Annotated in this window: 26 protein-coding genes and 1 pseudogene; 4 read left to right on the plus strand and 23 right to left on the minus strand. The window is 72.5% G+C overall.

The genetic code is table 11. The features are described 5' to 3' along the window. Positions 1-39: 39 nt before the first annotated feature. Positions 40-1,002, minus strand: a complete 963-nt coding sequence (locus tag KIK06_RS08755) for a threonine ammonia-lyase (protein WP_017598981.1) — start codon at positions 1,000-1,002, stop codon at positions 40-42. 239 nt (positions 1,003-1,241) lie between these two features. Between KIK06_RS08755 and KIK06_RS08760 the strand changes: the two genes are divergently transcribed. Further along, positions 1,242-2,519, plus strand: coding sequence for an ion channel protein (locus KIK06_RS08760; protein ID WP_268642738.1), 1,278 nt, complete (start codon positions 1,242-1,244; stop codon positions 2,517-2,519). Between the two features lie 108 nt (positions 2,520-2,627). Here KIK06_RS08760 and KIK06_RS08765 read toward each other — a convergent pair whose 3' ends face one another. Next, the gene (locus tag KIK06_RS08765) at positions 2,628-2,933 is read right to left on the minus strand and encodes a hypothetical protein (protein ID WP_017598983.1); all 306 of its coding nucleotides are present in this window, start codon (positions 2,931-2,933) and stop codon (positions 2,628-2,630) included. Between the two features lie 111 nt (positions 2,934-3,044). Here KIK06_RS08765 and KIK06_RS08770 point away from each other — a divergent pair, with 111 nt between their 5' ends. Then, complete coding sequence (locus KIK06_RS08770) at positions 3,045-3,638, plus strand: flavin reductase family protein (protein WP_017598984.1); 594 nt, start codon at positions 3,045-3,047, stop codon at positions 3,636-3,638. A gap of 51 nt (positions 3,639-3,689) precedes the next feature. On the opposite strand, the gene KIK06_RS08775 is transcribed toward KIK06_RS08770, so the two are convergent. The 8 genes and pseudogenes from KIK06_RS08775 to KIK06_RS08810 all read right to left on the minus strand — a co-directional run. Next, on the minus strand, positions 3,690-4,358 hold the full coding sequence (locus KIK06_RS08775) for a maleylpyruvate isomerase family mycothiol-dependent enzyme (RefSeq protein WP_268642739.1): 669 nt from the start codon (positions 4,356-4,358) through the stop codon (positions 3,690-3,692). A 90-nt stretch (positions 4,359-4,448) separates the two neighbouring features. Beyond that, entirely contained in the window at positions 4,449-5,807 is a 1,359-nt protein-coding gene (locus tag KIK06_RS08780; RefSeq protein ID WP_268642740.1) for a cellulase family glycosylhydrolase, read from the minus strand. A gap of 131 nt (positions 5,808-5,938) precedes the next feature. Beyond that, entirely contained in the window at positions 5,939-7,732 is a 1,794-nt protein-coding gene (locus KIK06_RS08785; protein WP_327084637.1) for a glycoside hydrolase family 6 protein, read from the minus strand. A 490-nt stretch (positions 7,733-8,222) separates the two neighbouring features. After that, a complete protein-coding gene (locus KIK06_RS08790; RefSeq protein ID WP_017598988.1) occupies positions 8,223-8,843 on the minus strand; it encodes an FMN reductase in 621 nt (206 codons plus the stop codon). Further along, on the minus strand, positions 8,840-9,943 hold the full coding sequence (locus KIK06_RS08795; protein ID WP_017598989.1) for an LLM class flavin-dependent oxidoreductase: 1,104 nt from the start codon (positions 9,941-9,943) through the stop codon (positions 8,840-8,842). The genes KIK06_RS08790 and KIK06_RS08795 overlap by 4 nt, the downstream gene beginning before the upstream one ends. A gap of 338 nt (positions 9,944-10,281) precedes the next feature. Beyond that, positions 10,282-10,482, minus strand: coding sequence for a hypothetical protein (locus KIK06_RS08800; RefSeq protein ID WP_268642741.1), 201 nt, complete (start codon positions 10,480-10,482; stop codon positions 10,282-10,284). Then, positions 10,463-11,101, minus strand: a complete 639-nt coding sequence (locus tag KIK06_RS08805) for a DUF6286 domain-containing protein (protein ID WP_268642742.1) — start codon at positions 11,099-11,101, stop codon at positions 10,463-10,465. Before KIK06_RS08805 ends, KIK06_RS08800 begins: the two co-directional genes overlap by 20 nt. Before the next feature lie 59 nt (positions 11,102-11,160). Beyond that, a pseudogene (locus tag KIK06_RS08810) lies at positions 11,161-11,314 on the minus strand (Asp23/Gls24 family envelope stress response protein); the annotation flags it as partial. A 257-nt stretch (positions 11,315-11,571) separates the two neighbouring features. On the opposite strand from KIK06_RS08810, the gene KIK06_RS08815 reads away from it, so the two are divergent. Continuing rightward, positions 11,572-12,150 carry an RNA polymerase sigma factor gene (locus tag KIK06_RS08815; protein ID WP_268642743.1) on the plus strand — a complete coding sequence of 193 codons (579 nt, stop codon included), beginning with the start codon at positions 11,572-11,574 and terminating at the stop codon, positions 12,148-12,150. Then, positions 12,141-12,701 carry a hypothetical protein gene (locus KIK06_RS08820; RefSeq protein ID WP_268642744.1) on the plus strand — a complete coding sequence of 187 codons (561 nt, stop codon included), beginning with the start codon at positions 12,141-12,143 and terminating at the stop codon, positions 12,699-12,701. Before KIK06_RS08815 ends, KIK06_RS08820 begins: the two co-directional genes overlap by 10 nt. A gap of 171 nt (positions 12,702-12,872) precedes the next feature. On the opposite strand, the gene KIK06_RS08825 is transcribed toward KIK06_RS08820, so the two are convergent. The 13 genes from KIK06_RS08825 to KIK06_RS08885 form a co-directional block, all read right to left on the minus strand. Then, positions 12,873-15,341 (minus strand): OmpA family protein, encoded by a 2,469-nt coding sequence (locus KIK06_RS08825; protein ID WP_268642745.1) that lies wholly within the window; start codon positions 15,339-15,341, stop codon positions 12,873-12,875. Positions 15,342-15,366: 25 nt separating this feature from the next. Then, positions 15,367-15,777, minus strand: coding sequence for a pilus assembly protein TadG-related protein (locus KIK06_RS08830; protein ID WP_268642746.1), 411 nt, complete (start codon positions 15,775-15,777; stop codon positions 15,367-15,369). Further along, the gene (locus KIK06_RS08835) at positions 15,774-16,229 is read right to left on the minus strand and encodes a TadE/TadG family type IV pilus assembly protein (RefSeq protein ID WP_017599000.1); all 456 of its coding nucleotides are present in this window, start codon (positions 16,227-16,229) and stop codon (positions 15,774-15,776) included. The genes KIK06_RS08830 and KIK06_RS08835 overlap by 4 nt, the downstream gene beginning before the upstream one ends. Beyond that, on the minus strand, positions 16,226-16,606 hold the full coding sequence (locus tag KIK06_RS08840; RefSeq protein ID WP_268642747.1) for a TadE/TadG family type IV pilus assembly protein: 381 nt from the start codon (positions 16,604-16,606) through the stop codon (positions 16,226-16,228). Before KIK06_RS08840 ends, KIK06_RS08835 begins: the two co-directional genes overlap by 4 nt. A gap of 3 nt (positions 16,607-16,609) precedes the next feature. After that, on the minus strand, positions 16,610-16,789 hold the full coding sequence (locus KIK06_RS08845; RefSeq protein ID WP_017599002.1) for a hypothetical protein: 180 nt from the start codon (positions 16,787-16,789) through the stop codon (positions 16,610-16,612). A gap of 28 nt (positions 16,790-16,817) precedes the next feature. Then, a complete protein-coding gene (locus KIK06_RS08850) occupies positions 16,818-17,720 on the minus strand; it encodes a type II secretion system F family protein (RefSeq protein ID WP_268642748.1) in 903 nt (300 codons plus the stop codon). Next, positions 17,717-18,604: a type II secretion system F family protein gene (locus tag KIK06_RS08855; RefSeq protein ID WP_268642749.1), complete on the minus strand. Its 888-nt coding sequence runs from the start codon at positions 18,602-18,604 to the stop codon at positions 17,717-17,719. Before KIK06_RS08855 ends, KIK06_RS08850 begins: the two co-directional genes overlap by 4 nt. Further along, positions 18,592-19,956 carry an ATPase, T2SS/T4P/T4SS family gene (locus KIK06_RS08860; RefSeq protein WP_268642750.1) on the minus strand — a complete coding sequence of 455 codons (1,365 nt, stop codon included), beginning with the start codon at positions 19,954-19,956 and terminating at the stop codon, positions 18,592-18,594. The genes KIK06_RS08855 and KIK06_RS08860 overlap by 13 nt, the downstream gene beginning before the upstream one ends. Then, positions 19,953-20,702 (minus strand): hypothetical protein, encoded by a 750-nt coding sequence (locus tag KIK06_RS08865; protein ID WP_268642751.1) that lies wholly within the window; start codon positions 20,700-20,702, stop codon positions 19,953-19,955. Before KIK06_RS08865 ends, KIK06_RS08860 begins: the two co-directional genes overlap by 4 nt. Continuing rightward, on the minus strand, positions 20,702-21,382 hold the full coding sequence (locus KIK06_RS08870; RefSeq protein WP_268642752.1) for an SAF domain-containing protein: 681 nt from the start codon (positions 21,380-21,382) through the stop codon (positions 20,702-20,704). Before KIK06_RS08870 ends, KIK06_RS08865 begins: the two co-directional genes overlap by 1 nt. A 25-nt stretch (positions 21,383-21,407) precedes the next feature. After that, positions 21,408-22,283 (minus strand): hypothetical protein, encoded by an 876-nt coding sequence (locus KIK06_RS08875; RefSeq protein WP_017599008.1) that lies wholly within the window; start codon positions 22,281-22,283, stop codon positions 21,408-21,410. Further along, positions 22,277-22,804: a hypothetical protein gene (locus KIK06_RS08880; protein WP_268642753.1), complete on the minus strand. Its 528-nt coding sequence runs from the start codon at positions 22,802-22,804 to the stop codon at positions 22,277-22,279. The genes KIK06_RS08875 and KIK06_RS08880 overlap by 7 nt, the downstream gene beginning before the upstream one ends. Before the next feature lie 243 nt (positions 22,805-23,047). Further along, positions 23,048-23,809 carry a DeoR/GlpR family DNA-binding transcription regulator gene (locus KIK06_RS08885; RefSeq protein ID WP_017599010.1) on the minus strand — a complete coding sequence of 254 codons (762 nt, stop codon included), beginning with the start codon at positions 23,807-23,809 and terminating at the stop codon, positions 23,048-23,050. Positions 23,810-23,922: the final 113 nt, after the last annotated feature.

Genomic DNA, 23,922 nt, shown 5'->3' on the forward strand with positions numbered 1-23,922 from the left:
CGCCGTCCCCGGGGTCCGCTCCCCGGGGGCGGCCGCGTCCTACCGGGGGGACACCAGGCGGGTGAAGAGGTCCGGGTCGACATTGCCTCCCGAGAGCACAGCGACCGTCGAACCGGGTCGGCCCGGCTCCGTGGGCACCCGGCCCGCCATGACCGCGGCGGCGGCCAGGGCACCGCTGGGCTCGGCCACCAGACGCGACCCGTACGCGAGGGCGGCCACCGCGCGGGCGATCTCACCCTCGGTGACCGTCACCACGTCCGACAGCCGTGCCGTCAGGTGCGCGAAGGTGAGATCGGACAGGCACACCCGCACCCCGTCGGCCATGGTCCGCTGGGTGCGCTCGGGCGACCAGGCCACCCGGCGGCCGACACGCAGGCTCTCGGCGGCGTCCGCGGCCAGCTCCGGCTCCACTCCCACCACCCGGACCGGGCGGGGCCGCACGGTCATCGCCGCCGTGGCCACCCCGGAGGCCAGTCCTCCCCCGCCCACCGGCACCACGATCGTGGTCACCTCCGGCGACTGCTCCAGGATCTCCAGGCCCACAGTGCCCTGACCGGCGATCACACGCCAATCGTCGAACGGCGGAACCAGGGCCAGCCCCTCCTTGTCCGCCAACTCCCGAGCGGTGGACGACCGTTGCTCCGGGGGCACCGTGACCACCCGGGCCCCGCACGCACGCACGCGCCTCACCTTCACCTCAGGCGCTCCCTCGGGGACCACCACCGTGCACGCCACACCCTGTTCCCGAGCCGCGTGGGCCAGCGCCAGGCCGTGGTTGCCGGAGGAGTGGGTCACCACCCCCGCCGCCCGCTCGGAGGGGGTGAGGAGCGCGACGGCGTTGGTGGCACCGCGCAGTTTGAACGCGCCGGTCGGCTGGAGGCTCTCCGGTTTGACGAGGAACGGCGGCCCCCCGTCGGGGCCGACCGTCAGGGGCGTGCGCACGACACGTCCTTCCACACGTGCGGCGGCGGCGCGGACATCGTCAGCGGTGACCAGTTCCATGGGGCCAATATGCCCACCCGTCGCCCTCCCCCACCCTCAACCGACGCCTCCGGCGCACCACCCCCCACACCGTCGCCCTCCCCCACCCTCAACCCACGCCTCCGGCGCACCACCGGCCCAGCCCGCGCCCGGCGCGGACCGCTCTTTTTGCCCGCCGATTGCCGTGTCAGCCGAGAGGGCCGGGCGAGGTGCCGCCACGATGGCACCACGGCGTGCGTCGCGACGGGAGGAGCACACGGGTGGGCGCGGAACCAGGGGCAGAGAACGGTCAGGTCCCGGTCGCGCGGAGGCTGGCGCCCCTCGTGGTCCCCGCGCTGCTGGTCGGGATCGGTTCGGCCCTGGTCCTGCTGGCCGTCGACGCGACCGCCGAACTCGTCCACGGGTGGGTGTGGACCGCACTGCCCGGCGCGTTCGGCGTCGACGGGCGAGGCAGGCCGTGGACGGTGGCCGTGCTCACCCTGACGGGGCTCGCCGTGGGACTGGTGGTGTGGAAGGCGCCCGGCCATGCCGGGCCCGACCCGGCCACCGTGGAGCTGGTCGAGGAACCGCTGGAACCACGGGTCCTGCCCGGGCTGCTGACCACCATCGTCCTCGCCCTGGCCTGCGGTGTCAGCCTGGGACCGGAGAACCCCGTCATCGCGACCACCGTCACCCTCGCCCACTGGGCGGGCCGCCGGCTGATACCCGCCGCGCCCGCGGCGACCTGGGTCGGACTGGCCACCGCCGCCACCGTCGGGGCGCTGTTCTCCACCCCCGTGGCGGCCGCCCTGCTGTTGACCGAGGCGGCCGCGGGCGAGCGGGAGGAGCCGCTGTGGAACCGGTTGGTGCTCCCGCTCATCGCCGCCGGATCCGGGGCGGTGACCACGTACGCGCTCGCCGGGCCCGAGCTGTCGCTGTCCCTGCCCGCCTACCCCGGTCCGGCCCCGGGGGACGTGCTGTCCGGGTCGGTCATCGCCCTGGCCGGGGGTGCGGCCGGGCTGGCCCTGGTCTACGCCTTCCCGGTGGTGCACGGCTGGTTCCGACGGCTGCGCCACCCGGTGCTGATGGTCGGCGCGGGCGGGCTGGTCCTGGGGCTGCTGGGCGCACTCGGCGGACCGCTGACCATGTTCAAGGGCCTGGAGGAGATGAAGGAGCTGGCCGACCGGAGCGCCGACCTCGGTGTCGCCGCGCTGGCGGTGATCATCGTGGTCCGGATGGCGGCCCTGCTCACCGCGGCCTCGTGCGGGTTCCGCGGCGGCCGGATCTTCCCGGCCCTGTTCGCCGGGGTGGCGCTGGGGCTCCTGGTCGCGAAGCTGGTCCCGGTCGTGCCGGTGTCGCTGGCGGTGGCGTGCGCGGTGCTGGGGATCCTCACCTCGGTCACCCGGCAGGGCTGGCTGAGCCTGTTCATAGCGGTGACCGTCGTACCCGACCTGGGCCTGCTGCCCGTGCTGTGCCTGGCGGTGCTGCCGGTGTGGCTGTTGGTCAGCGGGCGCCCGGAGATGGTGGTGGCCGCGCAGGCGGACTCCGAACAAGGCTGACACCGGGTGGCGGTCCCCGGCCGGGACCTCACCCGGCACGGGGACGGACGTCACCGCGCGACCGTCAACACCCGACCGGCGCCTCCGGCCCAGACCCCCCGCACCGGTTCACAGAACGACCACGTACCTCTCCCAGGGGAAGACGACGTCGTCCTTGCCCGCCTCCACCACCCTCCCGTCGGCCGAGTGGCACGAGCCGCCCATGACCTTGATGCGCGCGTTGGTCGAGTTGACCACTCCCGCCGCCTTGTCGGGAACGCTGACGCAGCCGGAGGGGTTGGCGCGGTGCACGGATCCCCCGTTCAGCGTGACGAAGACGATCTCGCCCCTGGCCGCGTCGGCGGGCCCGACGGTGCCCAGGGTGAGTGCGGCCGCGACGGCGAGGACTCCGGCGGTGGAGTACGGTCGGCGCATAATCCACTCCTTTAAGTGTCTATTTAACAACTGTCCGTAGTTGACCTGGATGTACATCTACCACGCGAACCGGCGCCCCGCCCCACGGCATGCGGTAGATTGCGGAACTCGATGCGTACTGAATGGACTCCCCAGGACCTGCCCGCTCGGGCCCTCTACCAGCTACTGACCGCCGTGGTGGTACCGCGACCCATCGCGTGGGTCTCGACCACCTCCGAGTCGGGTGTGGACAATCTGGCGCCGCACTCCTTCTTCACCGTGGCCTGCACGGATCCGGCGATCGTGCAGTTCACGTCGGTGGGGCGCAAGGACTCACTGCGCAACGCCGAGGCGACCGGGGAGTTCGTGGTCAACCTCGCCCCGGTGGGACTCCAGGAGCAGGTGAACGCGACCGGCACGCCCTACCCGCACGACGTGAGCGAGTTCGACGCGGTCGGCCTCACCCGGGAGGCGAGCAAGGCGGTGCGTCCGCCGCGCGTGGCGGACTCTCCCGTGGCCCTGGAGTGCGTCCTGCACTCGACCGTGCGCCTGGGTGACTCGACGGTGGTCTTCGGCCGCGTGGTGCACGCCGCCGTGGCCGAGGAGGTCCTGGTCGACGGCCATCCGGAGGTCACACGACTGCGGCCGCTGGCGCGCCTGGGCCGCAACGAGTGGTCCGCGCTGGGCGAGGTCAGCGAACTCGACCGCCTGCCCTACCGCGCCTGAGCCGCCGCCCCGCCCGGGGCGGGCGCGTCCCCTCCTCAGGCGACCGGACGGTCAAAGGTCCAGGTCCCGCTCCGGCGCGGGCAGGGTGGGCAGGCGGGCGGCCACGGCCGACGGGTCGCCGGACCAGTCCATGGCGGTGATCTGCGCGATGCTGCGACGTCCGGTCGCGGCCCGGGCGAGCTCGAAGGCGCTGGCCCGCAGCTCCAGGTCGTCCCCGCCACCCAGCCGCCATTCCTGACCGGTGTCGGTGGCCACCACGCGCACGCCGGGCAGGGACTCGTCCCAGCCGCGCCCGAGGCCGCGCAGGACGAAGTCGGCGAGCTGGTCGGCGTAGTCGGTCTGGGGCGCCATCCCCAGGGCGCCGCGCAGGTCGTTCTCGTGGTGCCACACGTCGAGGGCGGGCAGGGCGTAGCGCGCCCTGGTCTCGCGGGCGAGGACCTTCAGGAGGGCGGGCGTGGCCGCACGCCACTCGGCGCAGATCACGGGCAGGTCGTCTTCGGCTCGCTCGGCCACCTGACGAGCGGTCGCCTCGTCGTCGGAGGGCGGGGTGAGGCCCTTGTACGCGACGTCGACGCTGATCCCGGCCAGGTGGGCGTAGGTCTGGCGCACATCCCAGGCGGGCAGCGCGGGGACGTCGGTGGCGAGCTGGTCGGCGGTGAGTTCGGCGGCCAGGTCGAAAAGCCTGTCCTGACAGCTGGTGTACACGCTGGCTGAGTCCATGCGCACACGCTACCGAACGGCGTTCGGACACGACCGGACCGCCCCCGGTGCGCCCACCGGGGGCGGTGGGTCCGGCGCGCCCCGAACCGGTCAGGAACCGGCGCCGCAGGTGAGCTCAGGGACCGCGGCGGGGCCCTGACGGGTTCCGGTGAAGCCGAAGGTGGTGGTCGCGCCCTCGGACAGGACGGCGTTGTATCCGGCGTCGACCGCCATCACCCGGGACCCGTCGGTGGAGACGGAGGCGTTCCACGCCTGTCCGATCCCCTCACCGTCGGGGAGTTCCCACTCCACGGTCCAACCGTCCAGGTCGGTTCCGGCGGTGACGGTGACCTGGACCTGGAAACCGCCCTGCCACTCGTGCCGCACCGCGTACCCGGCCGTGCAGTCCGCGTCGGACGGAGGGTCGGTGGGCTCGTCCGTGGGCGGATCGGTGGGCTCGCCCCCGCCCCCGTAGACCGGCGCCTCCTCGGCGGTCTCGACGATGCCGTCGGAACCGTGGAAGATCCGGTCGCCCCACGCGGTCAGCCGGGCGGTGTCGAAGTCCTCGACCATGTCCAGGTACTCGACCCCGCCGCTGTTACCGCTCCAGGACCAGCCGACGTAGCCCAGCCCGAGGCGTTCGGCGTGGTACATGATCGCGTTCTCGTCCGGGTCTCCGTCACTGTGGTCGTGGCCGAACTCGCCGATGACCAGCGGCAGACCGGCGTCGACGAAGGACTCCATGTAGTCGACGACGGTCGCCTCCCGCTCGTACACGCCGTACATGTGGACGGAGAAGACCGTGTTGGCGTCCGGGTCGGAGTCGAAGACGTCCTGGGCACCCTGCCGCATGATGCCCTGCCAGTCCTGACCCCAGTTGGGGGCGTCCACGACCAGCGTGTGGTCGAACCCGGCCCCGCGCAGGCGGTTGATCGCGGCACTGGTGTCCGAAGCCCAGTTCGCGTTGGTCGCCTCGTCGTTGCCGTAGGGCTCGTTGCCGATGTTGACCAGGACGTGGTCCTCCTCGCCCTCGACGGCGTCGCGCACGCGCAGCCAGTAGTCGACCGCCTGGTCCAGGGTGGCCGCGGCCCGGTCCTCGCCGTAACCGGTGGTGTCGTGGACCTCCAGCACGCAGATCAGCCGGTTGGCCTTGCACCGCGCGACCACGTCGGCCACGTCGTCGGCGTCGTTCTCGGTCCAGCGATCGCCGCTGCTGAGGACGACCCGGACCGTGTTGGCGCCGAGGGACTTGATGCCGGCGAGGGAGTCGACCTCCTGGGGGTACCAGGTGTGGGCGTGGCTCACGCCGCGGATGACGAAGTCGTTGCCCGCCGCGTCCACCAGCCGACCGTCCTGGACACGAAAGCCCGTGTCGGCCTGGGCGGGCAGTGCGTGAACCACGAGCGCCGCGACGAGGGCGAGGGCCGCCCCGAGGGCGACGAGGAGTCTCGGTGTTCTGGGGGGTTGCATGGATCTCCTTCCGACCAAAGAATGAGACAACGTTGTCTTATGGAATCGAGGTGTCGGGGAGCGGCTTCACCGGCCGCTCCCCGTTCACCGACTCGGGTCGGGGCCCGCGGGCCCCGACCCGAGGGAACCGGTCAGTCGAGGGGCGGGTAGGCGTTGTCCAGCAGTTCCTGGAACTGCTCGGGGAACCAGTGGCCGGAGACCGGGGCGTTCGGCAGGGCACCGCTCATGCTGTGGCCGTTGCGCGGGTTGCCCTCGTAGGTCGGGTCGCACATGCGGTCGAAGCCCTTGCCCTCGTCGTTGGGGATCTCCTCGCTGGAGCCGTCGGACTCACCCGGCGGCTTCATCCAGACGTAGGCGTCGATCCCCGGCTCGGGGGCGGCCTGCGGGCGCTCGCCCAGTCCCGCCCCGGCCTGGTTGCACCAGTTGCCGATATGGATGCGCCGGTCCATCCGGCTCTCGTCCACGTAGGTGTCGACGTCGGTGGAGGAGCTCGGCGCGGTCGGGCGCTCGTCGCCGCCCCAGCCGTTGCGCGAGGTGTCGATGAGCATGCCGATGTTCTCGTCGAAGCCGACACCGACCAGCTCCGTGCGCAGCGCCTGCGCGAAGGAGAGCTCGTCGGCGTAGCGGTTCCAGTCCACCCAGGCGGACTGGCGGACCAGCGCGCCGCCGATGACCCCGTCCACGTCGATGTAGGGCTCCTCCAGGGCGGAGTAGTTGGCCGTGTTGGCGATGAAGCCGTGCACGTCGTCGGGGGTGGCCCCGGCGGCGTTGGCGGCCTCGTGGAACACCTCGGCCGAGGCGGTGAAGTTGTCGTCCCAGCCGATCCAGCCGTGGTGGCCGGCGTCCACGTAGTTGTAGACGTTGCCGATCGCGCCGAGGGTGGACAGGGCGTACCCCACCCCCTCGACGTAGTTGCCGTTGGCCAGCATCTCGTCGCACTCGGGGGTGGCCGTGGGCCGGGAGCCGACGTTGGTGACCAGGTTCGGCAGCGAGTCGATCTCGATCGTGGTCACGACGCGCAGCTCGGTGTCCTCGTAGTCGGCGAGGATGTCGGCGATCGGGTCGATGTACTCGTTCTTGTAGCGGTCGATCTCGTCGGGGCCGAGCTCCCCGTTGGAGGCCAGGGCGGCGCAGTCCCGACCGGGCAGGTTGTAGATGACGACCTGGATGACCAGGGGGTCGCCGGCGGCCTGCGCCAGGGCCTCGTCCAGGTGGTCGCGGAGGCCGTAGTCGCCGGTGGTGGGGCTGTCGTTGCCCTCGATCGCGCTGATCCGGTCGAGCCACACGCCGGTGGGCTCGTCGGCGACGGCGTCGCCGCCGGGCTCGGCCGCGGCGTTGGCCGACCAGATCGGGTTCACGTAGACGTCGGCGCCGACGTAGGGGTTGTCGACGCGCTCGCCCGGGTTCGGGTCCGGGTCGGTGGGCTCGTCGGTGGGCTCGTCGGTCGGTTCGTCCGTGGGCTCCCCCGTGGGGTCCGGGTCGACCTCGCCCCGACACACCGTGCCGTTGAGGGTGAACTCGACCGGGACGGGGTTGTCGCCGCCGTAGGTGCCCTGGAAGCCGAAGGAGACCCCGGACCCGGTGCCGATGGTGGCGTTGTGACCCACGTTGGCGGCGGTCACGCTCGGGCCGGACTGGGTGTGCGTCGCGTTCCAGATGTTGGTGATCTGCTGGTCACCGTCGAAGTCCCAGCTCAGTTCCCAGCCGTCGACGGGGTCGCCGAGGTTGGCGATCTCCACGTTCGCGGTGAATCCCGAACCCCAGTCGTTGGCGACCTGGTAGTCGACCTCGCACTGGGTGGCGGCGCTGGCGGTCGTGGGGAGGGTGACGGCGGCCAGTGCGCCGCCGAGAAGGAGGACGGACATCGCGGCGAGGCCGCGTCGCGGCGCCGGACCCAAGTCCGGCACACGTCTGAAGGTGCTCATCTGCTGCTTCCTCATGGTTGGGGGGTCGGTCCATCAGGGATCACGCGAGCACGTGCGGGGGCGGTCCGCGGGCCGGGCACGGTAGGCGTGCGCGGCCCGTACGACGGCTGACGGGTGGGAGCGGGCAGGGCATGGCCACCTCGGTGATCGGCGTGGGCGAGCGCCGTGTCGTGGGGGATGTTGTCGCCGTGTCGTGGGGGAACACTGCATGGGAGCGCTCCCAAACCTGGGCGAACGAACCGCGTGAAGAACTCACGTGATTCGCGCCGCCCTGGTGTGCGACCTTTCGGGAGCGCTCCCATGAGCGTAGTCACCAACCGTCCGCGTGTAAACACCCCATAAAGCGCGGATTTCCGGGCACGCCAGCGGAACCCGACACGGGAGCTCGCCGCCCTTGGCCGACGCCCGAAGCGCCGACGCGGGTGTTTCGGGTGGACTGATCACCCGTTCGCCCGAAACACCCCGCACCGTTCGCCCCGACGAGCCTCCCTCACCGGCCGAGGCCGCTCATCAGGTCGTCGAAGGAGACCGGGTCCTCGAAACCGTCCCGGCCGACGGGAGCGTGGTCGACCGCCAGGCCCGCCAGCTGGCGGGCCGCGCGGTGGATCCGTTCGGCCAGCTCACGGCCACCGCTCTCCCCCGAACCCCAGTCCTCCGAGGCCGCGTACACCCCGGTCGGCGCGACCACCGACCGGGTGTGGGCGAACAGGGGCCGCAGGGCGTGTTCCAGCACCAGGGAGTGCCGCGGGCTGCCCCCGGTGGCACCGATCAGCACGGGCTTGCCGTCCAGGGCCTCGGGCTCGACCACGTCGAAGAACGACTTGAACAGCCCGCTGTAGGAGGCGTTGAACACCGGAGTGAGCGCGATGACTCCGTCGGCGGCGGCCGTCCGGTCCAGGGCCTCGCGCAGCTGTCCGGTGGGAACGCGGGTGGTCATGGCGTTCATGATGTCGTGGGCCACCTCGCGCAGCTCCACGGTCGTGGTCTCGGCCCGCACGCCGCGCTCGGCCAGCGCCTCCTCGGTGGCGGCGGTCAGCCGGTCGGCGAGCAGGCGGGTGGAGGACGGGGCGCTCAGCCCGGCGGTGACGGTGACGATCGAGCGGGTGGTCATCGAACAACCTCCGTGGTCGTGTCGACCTCCCGCCGGGCGGCCAGCAGGGAGGCGTGGGTGGGCGCGTCGGGAACGTGGGCGGGCCGGCCGGAGGCGAACTCGCGGCGCAGCACGGGCACGACCTCCTCGCCAAGGATGTCCAGCTGCTCCAGGACGGTCTTGAGCGGCAGGCCCGCGTGGTCCATGAGGAAGAGCTGGCGCTGGTAGTCGCCGAACATCTCGCGGAAGGTCAGGGTGCGGTCGATGACCTCCTGCGGGCTGCCGACGGTCAGCGGCGTCTCACGGGTGAACTCCTCCAGCGAGGGCCCGCCTCCGTAGACGGGCGCGTTGTCGAAGTAGGGCCGGAACTCGCGAACGGCGTCCTGGGAGTTCTTGCGCATGAACACCTGGCCGCCCAGGCCCACGATCGCCTGGTCGGCGGTGCCGTGGCCGTAGTGCTCGAAGCGGCGGCGGTAGAGCGCGATGAGCTTCTTGGTGTGGGTGGCGGGCCAGAAGATGTTGTTGTGGAAGAAGCCGTCACCGTAGTAGGCGGCCTGCTCGGCGATCTCCGGGCTGCGGATGGAACCGTGCCACACGAACGGCGGCACGTCGTCCAGCGGGCGCGGTGTGGAGGTGAAGCCCTGCAGCGGCGTGCGGAACTTGCCCTCCCAGTCGACCACGTCCTCCCGCCACAGCCGGTGCAGGAGGTTGTAGTTCTCCAGCGCCAGCGGGATGCCCTGGCGGATGTCCTGGCCGAACCACGGGTAGACCGGACCGGTGTTGCCGCGACCCATCATCAGGTCCACGCGCCCGTCCGCCAGGTGCTGGAGCATCGCGAAGTCCTCGGCGATCTTGACCGGGTCGTTCGTGGTGATCAGCGTGGTGGACGTGGACAGGACGAGGTTCTCGGTGCGCGCGGCGACGTAGCCGAGCATGGTGGTCGGCGAGGAGGCGACGAACGGCGGGTTGTGGTGCTCGCCCGTCGCGAACACGTCCAGGCCGACCTCCTCGGCCTTGAGGGCGATGGCGACCATGGCCTTGATCCGCTCGGCCTCGGTGGGCGTGCGCCCGGTGGTCGGATCCGTGGTCACGTCGCTGACCGAGAAGATTCCGAACTGCATGACCCGCTCCTAGTTAGCTTCCAAAGAAGTAGTTTCGCCAGAAACTATCATGCCGAACAGCGGCACACGCCGTGGTATTCCCGCCGAGGAACAGTGCCTTCGAGCGGCTTGGGGGTGGCGCGCATCGGCGACGAAGCGACCCTCGCGCACGGGTGCGGACCACGGCCCGCACGGGGCGCGGTGTCCGTGCGGTCGAGGCGCTCGGACCACCCCCAGGTGTCGGACCACCCCCGAGGTGACGGCGGGGGCGGGGCCGCCGGTGTCTCCCCAGTACCAGTGGCCACGCCACCCCCGCCCCTCCGCCCGACCCGTCCCCTCCCCCCTGAGGGGCGCGCGGGTCAGGCGGGCCCTCGACCCGTCGGGCGTCTCGGCACGGTCACGCGGACCACGGTCGGAAGCCGTTCCAGCTCCAGGGACGGGCGCGGGGAGGCGAGACCGTCCTCACGGACGCCGCGCCACACGTCCACGGGGTCGGCGTCCTCGGTCAGTTCCAGGTCCAACCACAGCCGGGGTTCCCGGTCACACGCGCGCCCCTCCACGCCAGGCCTCCACCCGCACTCGCACGACCACACGCGGCGTCCGGAGCGGAGCCAGTTCCTCCAGGCGCCGGAGGACGACGGCCTCGACCCGCTGCCGCAGTCCGTCGGCGCCGTGGACGTGTGCGCGGACCCGGACCCGCACCGAGCGGCGCCCCGTCCGCACCCGCGCCAGGACGACACCGTCGACCCCGTACGCCGCGCCGGTGAGCAGCGCGCGCAGAGCACGCCCGGACACGCCCGCGACCGTGTCGCGGTCATCGGCACACAGGGCCGTGTGGGCACCGGCCCCGGGAAGGAGCGCGGTCACGATCAGGGTCAGTCCGAGCGCGGCAGCGGCGGCGGAGACCACCATCGCCCCCGGTGGCTCCCAGGGGGTCACCGCCGCGTCGACCAGCCCTTCGTGGGGCTGGAGTCCCGGTGCGGCGATGCCGAGTTGGCTCGTCGAGAGCATCAGGACCACCCCGCCGACACCCGCGACGCACAGGGCCGCGATGATCGCGGGCACCGAACGCCGGGGCCGGAAGACCCGCAGGGCGGTGCGCCGCGCGTACCGGAGTTCGGCCGGGGACGCGCCGGGCTCCTCTTCCCGGACCTTCGCTGCTTCCTGGAGATGGGTCACGTGCGATTCCTTCGTTCACGGGTCGGGAGTCGGCGTGCCCGCGGGTCGGGCACGAGCAGGACGGCGTCGAACGCCCGCGCCGCCCCGACTCCCATCTGGTGCACCCCGGACCCGCCGTGCCGCCATACCGGCGATCCCGGCGACCACGTGGTCGGCGATGGAGGTGTGGCCTGCCGCGGTGGCCGCGCCCCGGGTCCGGTCGGTACGGGCCACGGCGGAGGTCCCGTGCGAATCGACCGGAGTCGCCTCCAGGTCGGTGGCCTGCGTGCTCTGACTGTTCTTCGCAGTCACGGGCGTTCTCCTTGGGTCCTCATCGACGCGGTCGCGTCGTGCGTCAGTGGAAGGACACGTGGGGAGGCATGAGGCTCACGGCCGATCTCATGTGATCTGCTTCACATCCGGTGGCACACGAGGAGCGAGACGTAAAACAATGAGAGACAACTTGAACACGTAGGGTAGTTTCACTGTGTATGTGCACGGGAGAGGCCGTCCAGTCACCGGCGCATGGTGCGTACGCGCTTTCGGAGAGTGTGCTCGTCGAACGTGCCCAGGACGGTGACGACAGAGCGTTCGAGACCCTCGTTCGCCGACACCAGGACACCGTCTACCGGATCGCCCTGCGCATTCTGCGAGAGCCCGCGGACGCCCGTGACGCCGCCCAGGAGGCGCTGGTCACCGCCTGGCGCAAGCTTCCCGAACTCGCCGACACCGAGAGCTTCGCCGCCTGGCTGAACCGCATCGTGGGACGGCGCGCGTTGAACGTCCTGCGGGCCAGGAGACCCGAGACGCCGATCGAGGACGGTGAGCGGATCATGGCCGCGGGGCCCGGTCCGGTGGCTGAGGCGTTCGCCGGGGGCCTGAGGGAGGCGCTGTTCGAAGCGCTGTCCGGATTGCCGCCTCCACAGCGTGTCTGCTGGATTCTGCGCGAAATGGAAGGATTGGGTTATGAGGAGATAGCCGAGATCGTCGATGCGACCCCGACCGCCGTGCGCGGACGTATACACCGCGCGCGTACCCATCTCGTGGAGGCGCTTGAGTCATGGCGGTAGACCCGTCCGACGTCCACGACCGACTGCCCTGCGCCAATTCGGTGGACGCCCTGCTGCGCCATCTGGTCTCCGGTGCGCTCACGGAGCACGAGTCCGCGTGCCCGTACTGCCGGGAACAGGCCGAGGAACTACGGCCCCTCGTCACGGCGGTGCGCCAGTCCGACGAGCAGCGGGTGACCGCTCCGACCGGACTGGTCTCGGACGTCATGCGCGTCGTACGCGCGGAGCGCCGCCCCGGGCGCACCATCGTCCTGGACGGACCCGGCCCCGGCGGCACCGAGATCCGTGAGTCGGCCGTGGCGGCCCTTCTGCGAGCCTCGGTCGACACCGTGCCCGGCGTGGTCGTCGGTCGCTGCCGGATCGAGCAGACCGCCCGGGGTGTCGTCATCCGGGCGGCGGTTCGGGTCGCGCTCGACCGACCCATCCCCGAGGCGACCGCGGTGGCCCGGAGCACCATGCGCGCACTGGTCGAGGAGCGGCTGGGGCTGCCCGTGGTCCGGGTGGACCTCGACGTCGTGGACGTGCGCGACAACGGGGACGGAAACCGCTGACGTCCACGAGGTTCTCCGTCCCCGTGATCGGGAACGTCACGCCACCGGTGGCGGGCACGGCGGACGTGACCCGGCCGACGGCGAGGAGGCCGGGCGCCGCGGACGGCGTACGCGCGCCACCGCCGCGGTCCAGGCGACCTGCCCCTGAGCAGATGGATCGGGCTCGCCGCGTCAGGCGTTCTCCTTCGGACGCCAGGTCCTGCCCCTGCCCGCCTTCCTGGGCTTACGGGGCAGCGGACGGTTCGCCGACCCGTCACCGCCCGACTCCTGGGAGCCGACCCGCGTGTCCAGTGCGGTCGGTTTCGACCGGGCCGGGCTCGACACGGTCGCACTCGGTGCGGTCGATTGCGGCTGGACCGGTTTCGGCACGGCTGGTTTCGGTGCGGTCGGACTCGGCTGGTCCGAACTCGGCTGGTCCGGGCTCAGGTGGCCCCGGCGTCCGGCCGTGGCCCGGGGACCGAGGGTCCGGCGCTTTCGCGCTCGACCGGACACGGAACCGGTGGCGGGGGCCTTCTCGGGCGCGTCCGCACCGACGGCTCCCGTTTCGGACGTCGCCTCCTCCGGAACGGAATCCTCCCCCACGGTCGTCTCGGAGGCGCCGGGCTCGGCCACGTCAACCGTTTCGAGTGAGTCGTCACCGAGGACCTCCGACCAGAAGGCGTTCGTCTCGGGGTCGTCCGCCCCGTCCTCGCTGGTGTCCCAGAACGAGGAATAGGCCGTCGGGTCGGTGGGGGACTCGGCCCTCTCGGGCTTCCTGGGCCCCGCGGCTTCCGCGGGCTTCTCGACCCCTTCGACCTCCACAGACTCCTCGGGCTCCCCGACCTCCGACCGCTCGGGCACCGCCGGGACGAGCCCGTCCCCGGGAACCTCGCCCCCGGTGGGCACGGAGTGCCGGTAGGCTCGGATCGCCTCGGTCACCTGGTCGGCGTCGCAGCCAGGCCACGAGTGGTGGGCGAGCGGGGCGAGCGGGGTACTGGTCTCGGTGATGAGCCCGTCCTCCGCGACCGTCAGGCTCCCTCCGAGCGGCCACCGCCCGAGCACCACCGCGGTGATGCCCCGGTGCTGGCCGTGCAGCAGGAGCGAGGACAGCGCCGTCTCGTGCTCGGTGTCGGGCGCGGTGACCAGGACGAGCGGTGCCGGATCGTCCACCCGCAGGGCCTCGTCCGCTCGCTGGTGCAGCTCGTCCTGGAGTTCCTCCAGGGCCCGCTCCACAGTGCCGACCATCCGAACGGGCTCGCACGGGTGCTTCCTGAGCAGGTCACGCCCCTTCTCTCCGATCAACCGCACGGTGTCGGCCTCGGTGATCACCACACGCGCGGTCTGCTCGCCCGAGTCGTCGAGCGCGTTGAGGAGCAACCGCCGGGCGGCGCCCGCCGCACCCTTGCCGGTGACTCCGATACCCGGCACGTGGCCCAGTTCCACACTGACCCGCTCGTCGATGTCGTCACCGGGGGTCGGGCGGGGCTCGGCGGGCGGAAGGGCGAGGGGCTTGGACCGGGAGGAGGGCGGAAGGCGGCGCGGCAACGACAGCACCACCCCGGGGATTCGGACACCGCGCTTGCCCAGGACGTATCCGCCGAGGACGCCCGCGAAGGCGAAGGAGAGCCCGACAGCTCCGTCGGGGATCTCGAGGACGACGACACGGTTCTCGTCCTGGTCCTGCTCGGCGCCGTCCGGGATCGACCCCGTGTCGCTGGTCGCCGACATCGTCTCCACCTGGACCGTCTCCGCGGGCTCGATCGTCTCGGCGGGCTCGGTCGTGTCCGAAGCCTCAGGCGGAGCGACCGTATCCGCCGTATCCGTGGGCTCCACTGTCTCGGCCGGCTCCGCCGTGTCCTCCGCCCCGGGCTGCGCGGGCGGCACGGGGTCGGTCCTGACCGAGTAGACCAGCTCCGCTCTGCGCTGCGCCGCGTGGTCTCCCTCGCGCGGCTCCTGCGACCCGGCGCCCCGTACCACCGTCTCGGGTGCCGCGTCGCCGAGCTCTGCGGCCAGGTGGTCGGCCACCGCCCGGGCCCGCCGTTCGGACAGCTCGACGTTGTACCGGTCCTCCCCCCTGGGGTCGGCGTGCCCGCTGATCCGGACGGGGACGTCCGGATCACCGTGTTCGCGGACGAGTTCGACCACCGGGGCCAGGTCCTCGCGCATCGCGTCGGTCAGCTCAGCCGAGTCCGTCGCGAAGCCCGCGACCGTGCGCTCCCGCTCGACGCTCTGGCCCGCCCGCGACTCGTCGGAGACGGGCACGGGCGGCGGCGCTCCGTCCTCGTCCGAGGGCGCCTCCTCCCCTTCCTCCTCCTGCGCGACGGTGTCCGCCAGCGCGTAGGTGGGGGTCAGGACCGTCGCGCCGACCGCGGTCGCGGCGACCGCCTGCAACGGGCCCAGAGGTCGGAACAGGCCGGGCGTTCCGCGCAGTCGCGCGACGGCCTCCACGACGATCCCGGCCAGGTACAGGCCCCACAGCGTCCACAGCAGCACGATCAGGAACGCGGTCGGCACCCCCGGCGGGACGCTCAGGCCGCGCAGGTGGACGAGCGCGCCCGCCCACGTCAGGTCGAGCCGCGGCCACTCCAGGTGCCACAGGAGCGCGTACGGGACACCGAACAGGACCACCGCGGCGAGGAGGATCGCACTCGGCTTGCGCAAACGTGTCATTGGCCGCCTCAACTCACTAGGGCGCGGGTTCTGTGTACGGGCGGGCGCTCGCGGTGGACTCGACGGTGGTGGAGCCCAGCGGCAGGAGGGCGAAGTCGTAGCTGACCCGGGTGGTCACGGTCACGGTGTCCCCGTCCACGGTGACGGTCCCCGAGGCGCCGGACTCGGCGAGGAACCCCCGCGCGGCGGCGGCCGCGGCGGCGGGGTCCAGCCGCACCGAGTCCCCGCCCTCGCGGTAGGCCGCCCAGTCGAGCTGCTGCGTGCCCACGCGCGCGGCCTCCTGGGCCAGCGCGATCGCCTGGGTGTGGCTGCGCACCAGGCCGCCGCCGTCGAGGACCAGGCCGAGGCAGAGGACGAACGCCGACACCATGACCACGGTGAAGGCGGTCGCCTGTCCGTCGTCGGGTCCGAAGCGGTCGCGTTTCACGGCTCCCCCCGGAAGGTGTCCACGGCCACGGTCGACGTCCCCGAGATCGTGACGGTGCTGGGCACGTCGAGTCCGGCGAGGTCGCCCAGACCGACATGGCATTCGAGCCGTGCGGTGACGAAACCTCCGGGGCTGAGCCCGGCGTGGTCCAGGGTCAGGGTGTGGCTGGCGCAGGTCAGTCCCTCCGAGGCCAGACTCGCCTCGGCGACCTGGCGCGCCGCCGCCTCGGCCTGGGGGGCCTGACGTTCGAGTGCCGCCGCGCGCGCGGCGGCGTGGGCGACCTCGTCGGCCGTGGCGCCCGCGCTCACCACCCTGCCCGCGAGGATCATCAGCAGCGCGAAGAGCAGCAGCACCGGGGTGAGCAGTGTCAGTTCGACCGCGGCCGAGCCCCGGTCGTCGGCGCGGCGCGGCGCCGTGCCCCCATGGTGAGGGCGGCCCCCGGTCGGGGTCATGGCATGCCTCCGGCCGGGACGAAGCGTTCCACCGGCACGGTCAGCTCGTGCCGTACCGGCCAGGTCAGCCCCGGGATCAGGGACGGGACCCGCGCCTCCACCACGGCCGTGGCCTCGGTCGGGCCGCGCTCGACGGACACGGTGCGGTCGATGAGCAGCGACCCGCCGAGCTCGGCGGCGATGGCCTCGGCGTTGGCCTGGCTGCCCGTGCCGTCGACGGTGCGGGCGTCCTGCACCGACTGCCGGGCGATGCTGGCGGCCAGGTGGTCGCCGTGCATCCACACCGCTGTCTGCACCACGAGCAACACGAGCAACAGGAGCAGCGGTGTGGCCACGGTGAGTTCGGCGCTGCCCCGATCGTCGTCGGGTGTACGCATCGCTCAGTCCAGGGTGAGGGAGTCGGCCTTGGCGGTCACGACCTCGTAGATGGACCACACGGCGGCGGAGGCCATGAGGACCAGGACCGCGATCACCACCACCGTCTCGGTCGAGTAGCCACCGTCGTCGCGCCCCTCTCTGGGGAGCAGAACGGCGTGCATGAGGGCGATGATGCTTCTCATCGGGGGACTCCTGGGATAGGCGTGGGTTTCACAGACTGAGGAGGACGTGGCTGAGGGCCGGGTAACCGAGCAGGAGGAGGAAGCCGCTGAAGAGCAGGACCACCGGCAGGCTCATCCGTTCGGTGTCCGACTGGGCGTCCGCGTCGAGCTCGGCCAGGAACTGGGTGCGCAGGGTCCTGGCCTTGGCCGCGAGGGAGGAGCGGATGCGCGCGCCGTCGGCGCCCGCGAGCTGGAGGCTCGCCGCGAGTTCGTTGAACTCCGGGATGTCGTAGCGTTCGCCGAGGTCGCGCAGCGCGGTCCAGTGCGGCTGACGGCGCAGCGCCGCCTCACGCAGGGCCTCGCGGACGCGGACCATCGCCCAGCCGTCGCTGGCCGAGCTCGCGTCCGTCAGGGCCCCGTTCACCCCGGCGCCCCCGGCGAGCGAGACCACGACCAGGTCGGCGAATCCGGCGAGGGTGTGCCGCATCCGCTCGCGCCGCTTGCGGGCCTCGTCGCGCAGGGACAGGTCGGGGGCGAACCATACGACGAGCGCGAACCCCGCCCAGGTGAGTGCCGCCATGGGCAGCGGCAGGACGACGCCGCCCAGGCCGAGGAGCGTGCCCAGGACCGGTGGCACCGCCAGCGCCAGGACCAGGCCGGTGGTCTTCTCGGCCAGGAACGAGGCGGCGTCGCGGTCACACACCTCCAGGTCACGGCGGGTGCGGGCGCCCGGCAGGCCGAGCGCGGACAGCAGCGGCACGCCCACCCCGCCGATCCGCGCGGACAACCCGCCGGAGTCCGTGTGCGGGGCCGGGGCGGATCGGGCGGGTTCGGGGGCGGCGAGGCGTTCGGCGAGGCTGGGCCGGGCGAAGCGCGCGGCCAGTACCAGCCACAGCGCCAGGCCCACGAGGGCTCCGCCCACCACTGCCAGCACGGGGATGTCGGCGGTCACGCGACCACCTCCGTCTCACGCGCGGTGTCCGGTGTGAGCACGCGCGGCCCGAGTCGGGGGCGGGACAACCGGACCAGCCAGACCATGGCGGTCACCCAGAGCAGGCCGATCACGGCGAACACCGCCTGTCCGACCAACCCGTCGAACGGGTCCAGGTACTCGGGGCTGAACAGCAGCAGGACCACGGCCATGCCCAGGGTCACCGAGATGATGATGCGCGTCGAGGTCCGCACGCGTGCCCGGCTCGCCGCCACCCGGACCAGCATCGCGGCCTGGTCGCGTGCGGCCTCGGACAGGCCGCCCAGCAGGAGGCCGAGGTCGGTCGCGTGACGGGACGTCGCACTGCTGAGCGCCGCGGCGACCAGGTCGGCGGTGGGGTTGTCGACCTCGTCGGCGAACGCCCGAAGCGCGTCCCGGGGCGGTGTGCCCAGGCGCAGCCGTTCGGCGAGCCGGACGACCTCGGGACGGATGGGTTCGGGGGCGATGGGGACGGTGGCGGCGATGGCCTGGTGCAGTCCGGCGGCCCCGGCCATGAGGTCGCGCAGCATCTCCGTCCACGCCGCGACCGCCTCCACTCCGGCGACCTGGCGCTGGTGGTGTCGATCGGGGCCGAGCATGACCGGCGCGAACCAGGCGCCCACGGCGAGGAGCGCCCCCGCCACCGGCCATCCGGTGGTGACCCAGACGACGCCGCCGACCGCCAGGGCCAGGGCGAGACGGACGAGGTGGTGCCGGTCGAGCAGCGCGGTGAGCGACACACGCGACCGCTTCCCCGGTCGTGCCCCGGGCACGGGTACGAGGAGCGAGACCACGGCGATCCAGATCCCGGCGCCCGCGAAGGCGCCGCACGCGGCCAGCAGGAGGAAGGCGGTCACGACGTCCACCCCCCGACCTCCACGTCGGCGTGGAGCAGGGCCGGGTCGAACCCGGCCTCCATGAGCGCGTCCAGGGTGTCGGGGCTGGGCGGCGCCGCCGGGAGCCGCTCGCCCGATCGGCTCCTTCGGTAGAGCTCGTTGGAGATGACGCTCTGCCCCTCGGCTCCGACCACCTCGCGGACGCTGGTGACCATGCGGCCGCCCGTCGGCAGGGCCGAGACGTGCACGACCAAGTGGACGGCTGCGGCCACTAGCGCCGCCGTGGCCTCCAGCGGCAGGCGTTCGGTGGACTGGGAGGCGTAGGCGCCCAGTTTGGTGAAGGCGCCCGCGGAGTTCGCGGCGTGCAGGGTGGTCAGACTGCCGTCGTTGCCCTGGCTCATCGCGTTGAGCAGGGGCACGGTCTCCTGGCCCCGGGTCTCCCCGACGATCACCCGGTCGGGTGACATGCGCAGGGCGGCGCGGACCAGGTCGGCGATGGTGATCTCGCCGACGCCCTCGACGTTGGCGGGCCGGGCCTGGAGGGCGACGCAGTCCGGGTGGGCGTCGACATCGCGGTCGAGCCCGAGTTCGAAGACGTCCTCGATGGTGACGAGCCGTTCGGTGGGCGGGATCTCGGCGGCCAGGGCGCGCAGCAGGGTGGTCTTGCCCGCGCCGGTGCCGCCGGTGATGACCGTGTTGCGTCGGGACAGGACCGCGGCCCTGAGGAGCTTGACCAGGACGGGGTCGAGCGTGCCCAGGCCGCGCAGGCGTTCCAGGGAGGTGCGGCTGTGGCGGTGGCGGCGGATGGAGACGGCGGGGTCGCGGGCGACCTCCATGACGGCGTTGAGCCGCTCTCCGCCGGGCATCGTCATGTCCAGGATCGGCGCGCCCGGGTCGAAGCGCCGCTCACCGTTGGCGGAATCGGCGGCGATGCGCCGGATCAGGGCGACCAGTTCCTCGGGGTCCTCGAACAGGGGCGGGCGCTGTTCGCGGCGGCCGTCGGCGTAGCGGATCCACACCCGGGAGCCGGTGATGTTGATGTTCTCGATCTCCGGGTCGTCCAGGAGCGACTGGAGCGGTCCGAGTCCGCTCACCTGGGCGAGGGCGCGGCGGGCGATCACGGCCTCGGTGGCGGGGGCCAGGACGGGCCGGCCCGCGGCGAGCGCCTCGCTGGCCGCCTCGTCGAGGATCCGGGCGATGACGCGCTCGGCCTCACGGCGGTACTCGGCGGGGCCGTACTCGCCGTTCTCGCGCAGCAGCTCGCTGATCCGGCGGGTGGCCTCGGTGGCCGCCCACTCGACCCACGCGTCCTCGCGGGCCACGCGGCCGGGGTCGAGGAACTCGTTGGGGTCGTCGTCGAAGGTGGCGTCGATCTGGCTCACCGGGGCACCTCCATCCGCACCGGCGGCGTGGCCGCCTCCCGCACCAGCGCGCGGGACAGGGACGCCGCCGCCCGCAGGAGCGGACGGCGTTCGGGACGGCGCAGCCCCGCCTCTCCCCGGAGGAAGGCCGCGCTCCGCGGGTCGGTGGGCATCCTGCCCCACACCCGCAGGCCGACGGTGGCGGCGATCTCGGCGGTGGAGCCGCTCCCGCCGGCGATGACGGTCCACGCGCGGGGGAGTGTCTCGAACAGGTACCGCGCCGACTCCTGGAGGCGGCGCAGCTGCGCGAGGTCGTCACGGACCAGCAGGAGCGCGGCGTCGGCGTGCGCGGCCAGGTGCGCGGTCGCGGATCGGGGGGTGAGCCGTCCCAGGTCGAGGACGGTCACGTGCCCGCTCGCGGCCGTGAGGGAGGCGGCGTTCTGTGCCAGGAGCCGCACCGCGCCGTCCGCTCGGTCGGCGGAGGCGGGAGCCGGGCAGACCGGTAGCCCGCCCTCGAGGACCTGCGTGTGCTCGAGCGGCCCTTCCCCGGCCCCGTCGGGGCGCTGGTCGTGGCGGACGGCGGCGGCCAGGTCGGTCAGGCCGGGCGAGGCGAACATCCTGTGCCAGGTGCCGATGTCGCCTCCCGAGGCGTCGGCCTCGACGAGGAGGGCGCCCGGCTCCTCCGGCCAGGTGGCGGCCAGGGCCATCGCGGTCACGGTGACCCCGGGTGCGCCGCCGAGGGAGAGCAGCGCCACGGTGCGGGGCATCACTGGCCTCCCCGGTTCGGGACCTGCACCACGGTGACGCGCTCGGTCGCGGCGGCGGAGGAGATCTGGGCGGCGTCCAGCGCGCTGACGGCGAGTTCGACGATCACCGAGCCGTCGCTGGCGGAGGGTTCCACGCTCTGGACCCGGGCGGCGTAGGCCTCGGTTCCGTTCTCCTGTTCGGCGATCCCTTCGGTGTTCTCGGGGATCACCACGACGGAGACCGACGCTCCGGGTTGGAGGGAGGCGGGGAAGCGCCCCGGCATCAGCGCGACGCCGACGACCGCCTGCTCGGCGGGCGGGTAGGCCGCGTCCGGTCCGAGCGCCATGGTGGGCAGGATCGCCCCGTCGGCCACGGGGACGGTCAGCGCGCGGCCCAGGACCTCCTCCAGGCCCTGCTCACCGATGACGGAGACCCCGTCGGCGACGGTGATCCGGACGATCCGCAGATCCTCCGTGGTCACGACGTGACCGGCCGGCAGGTCGCGGTCCGCCACGAGGACCCCCTGGCGCTGGTCGAGGCGGTCGACGGCGGTGACCCCGGCCAGGGCACCGGTCGTGGCCATCGCCAGTCCCAGGACCAGCCAGCGCCAGCGCCGGGGCCCCTTGCCCAGGAGCCGTACCGGTGGCGCCGTCGTGCCCGCAACCGTTCTGGGCGCCGGGCCCGTGGTCGTGCCCACCATGTTGCCTCCACTGCTTCTTGCGCTGTCAGCGGCCCGAGTCGGACACCAGGCCTTGTGCTTCGTCGACCGTGACCTCGACCTCGGACGTCGTCGTGACGGGGTCGAGCTCGCCGGCCGTACCGTCGGAGAACTCCCAGGCGATGTCCCAGACGACGCCGGTGGTGACGGTGTAGGTACCGCCGTCCCGCGCCCCGGAGGCGCGGGTGTAGGCGTGGCCGCAGTCGGGCGACGCGGATTCGGGGGCGTGCCGCTCCGGGTCGAACGCGGTTCCCGGCCCCTCGCAGACGACCTCGTCGCCGTCGCCCATCTCCCATCGCGACTCCCGGGGGGTGGCCGTGATGGTGAGCGACCAGCCGGGAATCTCGGCGGTCGCGGTCACGGGGGCCCATGTCTGGTCGTCGATCCACAACCACAGGGGGGTGTTGACCAGGACGAGGGAGCCGTCGCCGGGTGAGGTGGCGATCTGGGGCGGGGGGAGTTCGAAGGAGGCCAGGGACTCCTGGATCAGCGTCACGGGGTCGGTGGGGGTCGCGCCGTCCTCGCCGTCGTAGTCGATCGCGTCCCAGTCGATGGCGTCCCAGTCCACGGCGTCCCAGTCGACCGCGTCCCAGTCGACAGCGCTCCAGTCCACATCGGCGTAGGGGTCGTCGGGATCGCCCGTGGCGGTGGACGCGGTGCCGGTTCCCGTCGTGGAGGCGCCCTCGGCGCCACCGGTCGTCTCGGTGTGGCTCAGGACGACCGTGCATCCGGAGCCGCCCTCGCTGCCGCACTCGACCTCGGTGAGGACCGGGGTGGAGCCCGCGGTCGCGGGCTCGTCCGCCGTGTCCGCGTTCGCCGGGGGCGTCGCCCCCAGGACCACCGCGGCGACCGCGAGAGAGGTGGCGCCCGTGCGTTTCAACATGATCCCGGCTCCCAGATCCGAAGGTAGGACACGCGCCAGGCGAGTCCGTCGTGTACGAGTTCGGCGTCGACCCTGCGAGGAGCCGCGCCGCCCGTCGCCGCGGGCGCTCCGATGCTCCACTCCGAGTCGTCCACGCAGTCGGCGACGACGGCGTGGGTGGAGTCCTCGAGGGTCAGTTCCGGGTCGAGCACGGGCTCACCGGTGACCTGGCCCCCCGAGTCGACGACTCCTTCGAGGGCCTGCCGCATGAGGGCCAGGGCGCCCCCGGAGGCGTGGTCCTCCAGTCCCTCCGGGGTGGTGGAACCCTCGTGGGAGGCCTCGACGACCACGGTCCACATACCGGTGTAGGCGGCGAGCGCGGCGTCCGTGTCCGAGGGGGTTCCCGAAGAGTCGGAGGGGTCGGACCCTCCCGCCCCGCCGGGCTCCTCGTCGGTCGGCGCGCAGGCCGTGACCAGTGCGAGGACCGTCGCGCATCCCGCGGTCACCGCGCCTCGGCAGGCGGTCGAGACCGTCGATCTCATCGCAGCTGCCTTCCGTTTGGCAGTACATGTGGATGTGCTTGGTTTTGAGTGAGTTTATAGAAGTCTTGCGTGGCAATCAACCCGATACTGTCCCACTGGCAACACAAATACACACGAAGCCACACCACAGAAAACAGGGGATCATGGGATGTTTTGACGTGGCCGGGCGGACGACCGCACGGATACGCTTCCGGCCGACCGGCGCGCTCCGGAAGTCGGGCACCCGATCGGCCCGCGAACGGCTCAGACCGTGGTGACGCGCGGTCCGATCGCGGCCAGTTCCTGCGCCAGGCCGTCGGCCAGGCCGGTGTCGGTGATGACGCAGTCGAGCTCTTCGACGGAGGCGAAGCGGGCGAAGTGGTCGTTGCCGACCTTGGTGTGGTCGGCCAACAGCACCGCGCGGCGGGCCGAACGGATCATCGCCCGCTTGACCTGCGCCTCGGAGGGATCGGGGGTGGTGAGACCGCGCTCGGCGGAGACGCCGTTCGTGGCGATGAACGCGACGTCGACGTAGGTCTCCTCCAGGGCCTGGAGCGCCCAGCCGTCGACGGTGGCCTGGGTGCGGGTGCGCAGCCGCCCGCCGAGCAGCATCAGGCTGATGTTGGCGCGCGGCAGCAGGGTCAGCGCGATCGGCGCGGAGTTGGTGACGACCGTGAGCTCGCGGTCGACCGGGATCTGCTCGGCGAGCCGCCCGGTGGTGGAACCGGCGTCGAGGAGGATGGCGCCCTCCTCGGGCAGTTCGGCCAGCGCCGCCTTGGCGATCCGCTCCTTCTCCTTGGTCATGACGGTGTCGCGCTGGGGCAGGGTGGGCTCGAAGCCGAGCCGTTCGACGGGGATCGCACCACCGTGCACGCGGCGCAGGACCCCGTGTCGCTCCAGAGCGGTCAGGTCGCGCCGGATCGTCTCGTAGGTGACGTCGTACTCGGCGGCGAGTTTGGCGACGTCGACCCTCCCCTCCCGGCGCGCACGCTCGAGGATGAGCCGCTGACGCTCTTCGGCGTACATGTGGGATCACCTGTGTTTCACTGTGACAGTCGTCGGTGCCGTCGGTGGCGACCTGCCCCAGGAGTCAATCATAGGGTTGCGACCGTGTGGCATGGCGTGGGTTTCCACCTCGC

Source organism: Nocardiopsis sp. EMB25 (assembly GCF_026797795.1).
Taxonomy (GTDB): domain Bacteria; phylum Actinomycetota; class Actinomycetes; order Streptosporangiales; family Streptosporangiaceae; genus Nocardiopsis; species Nocardiopsis lucentensis.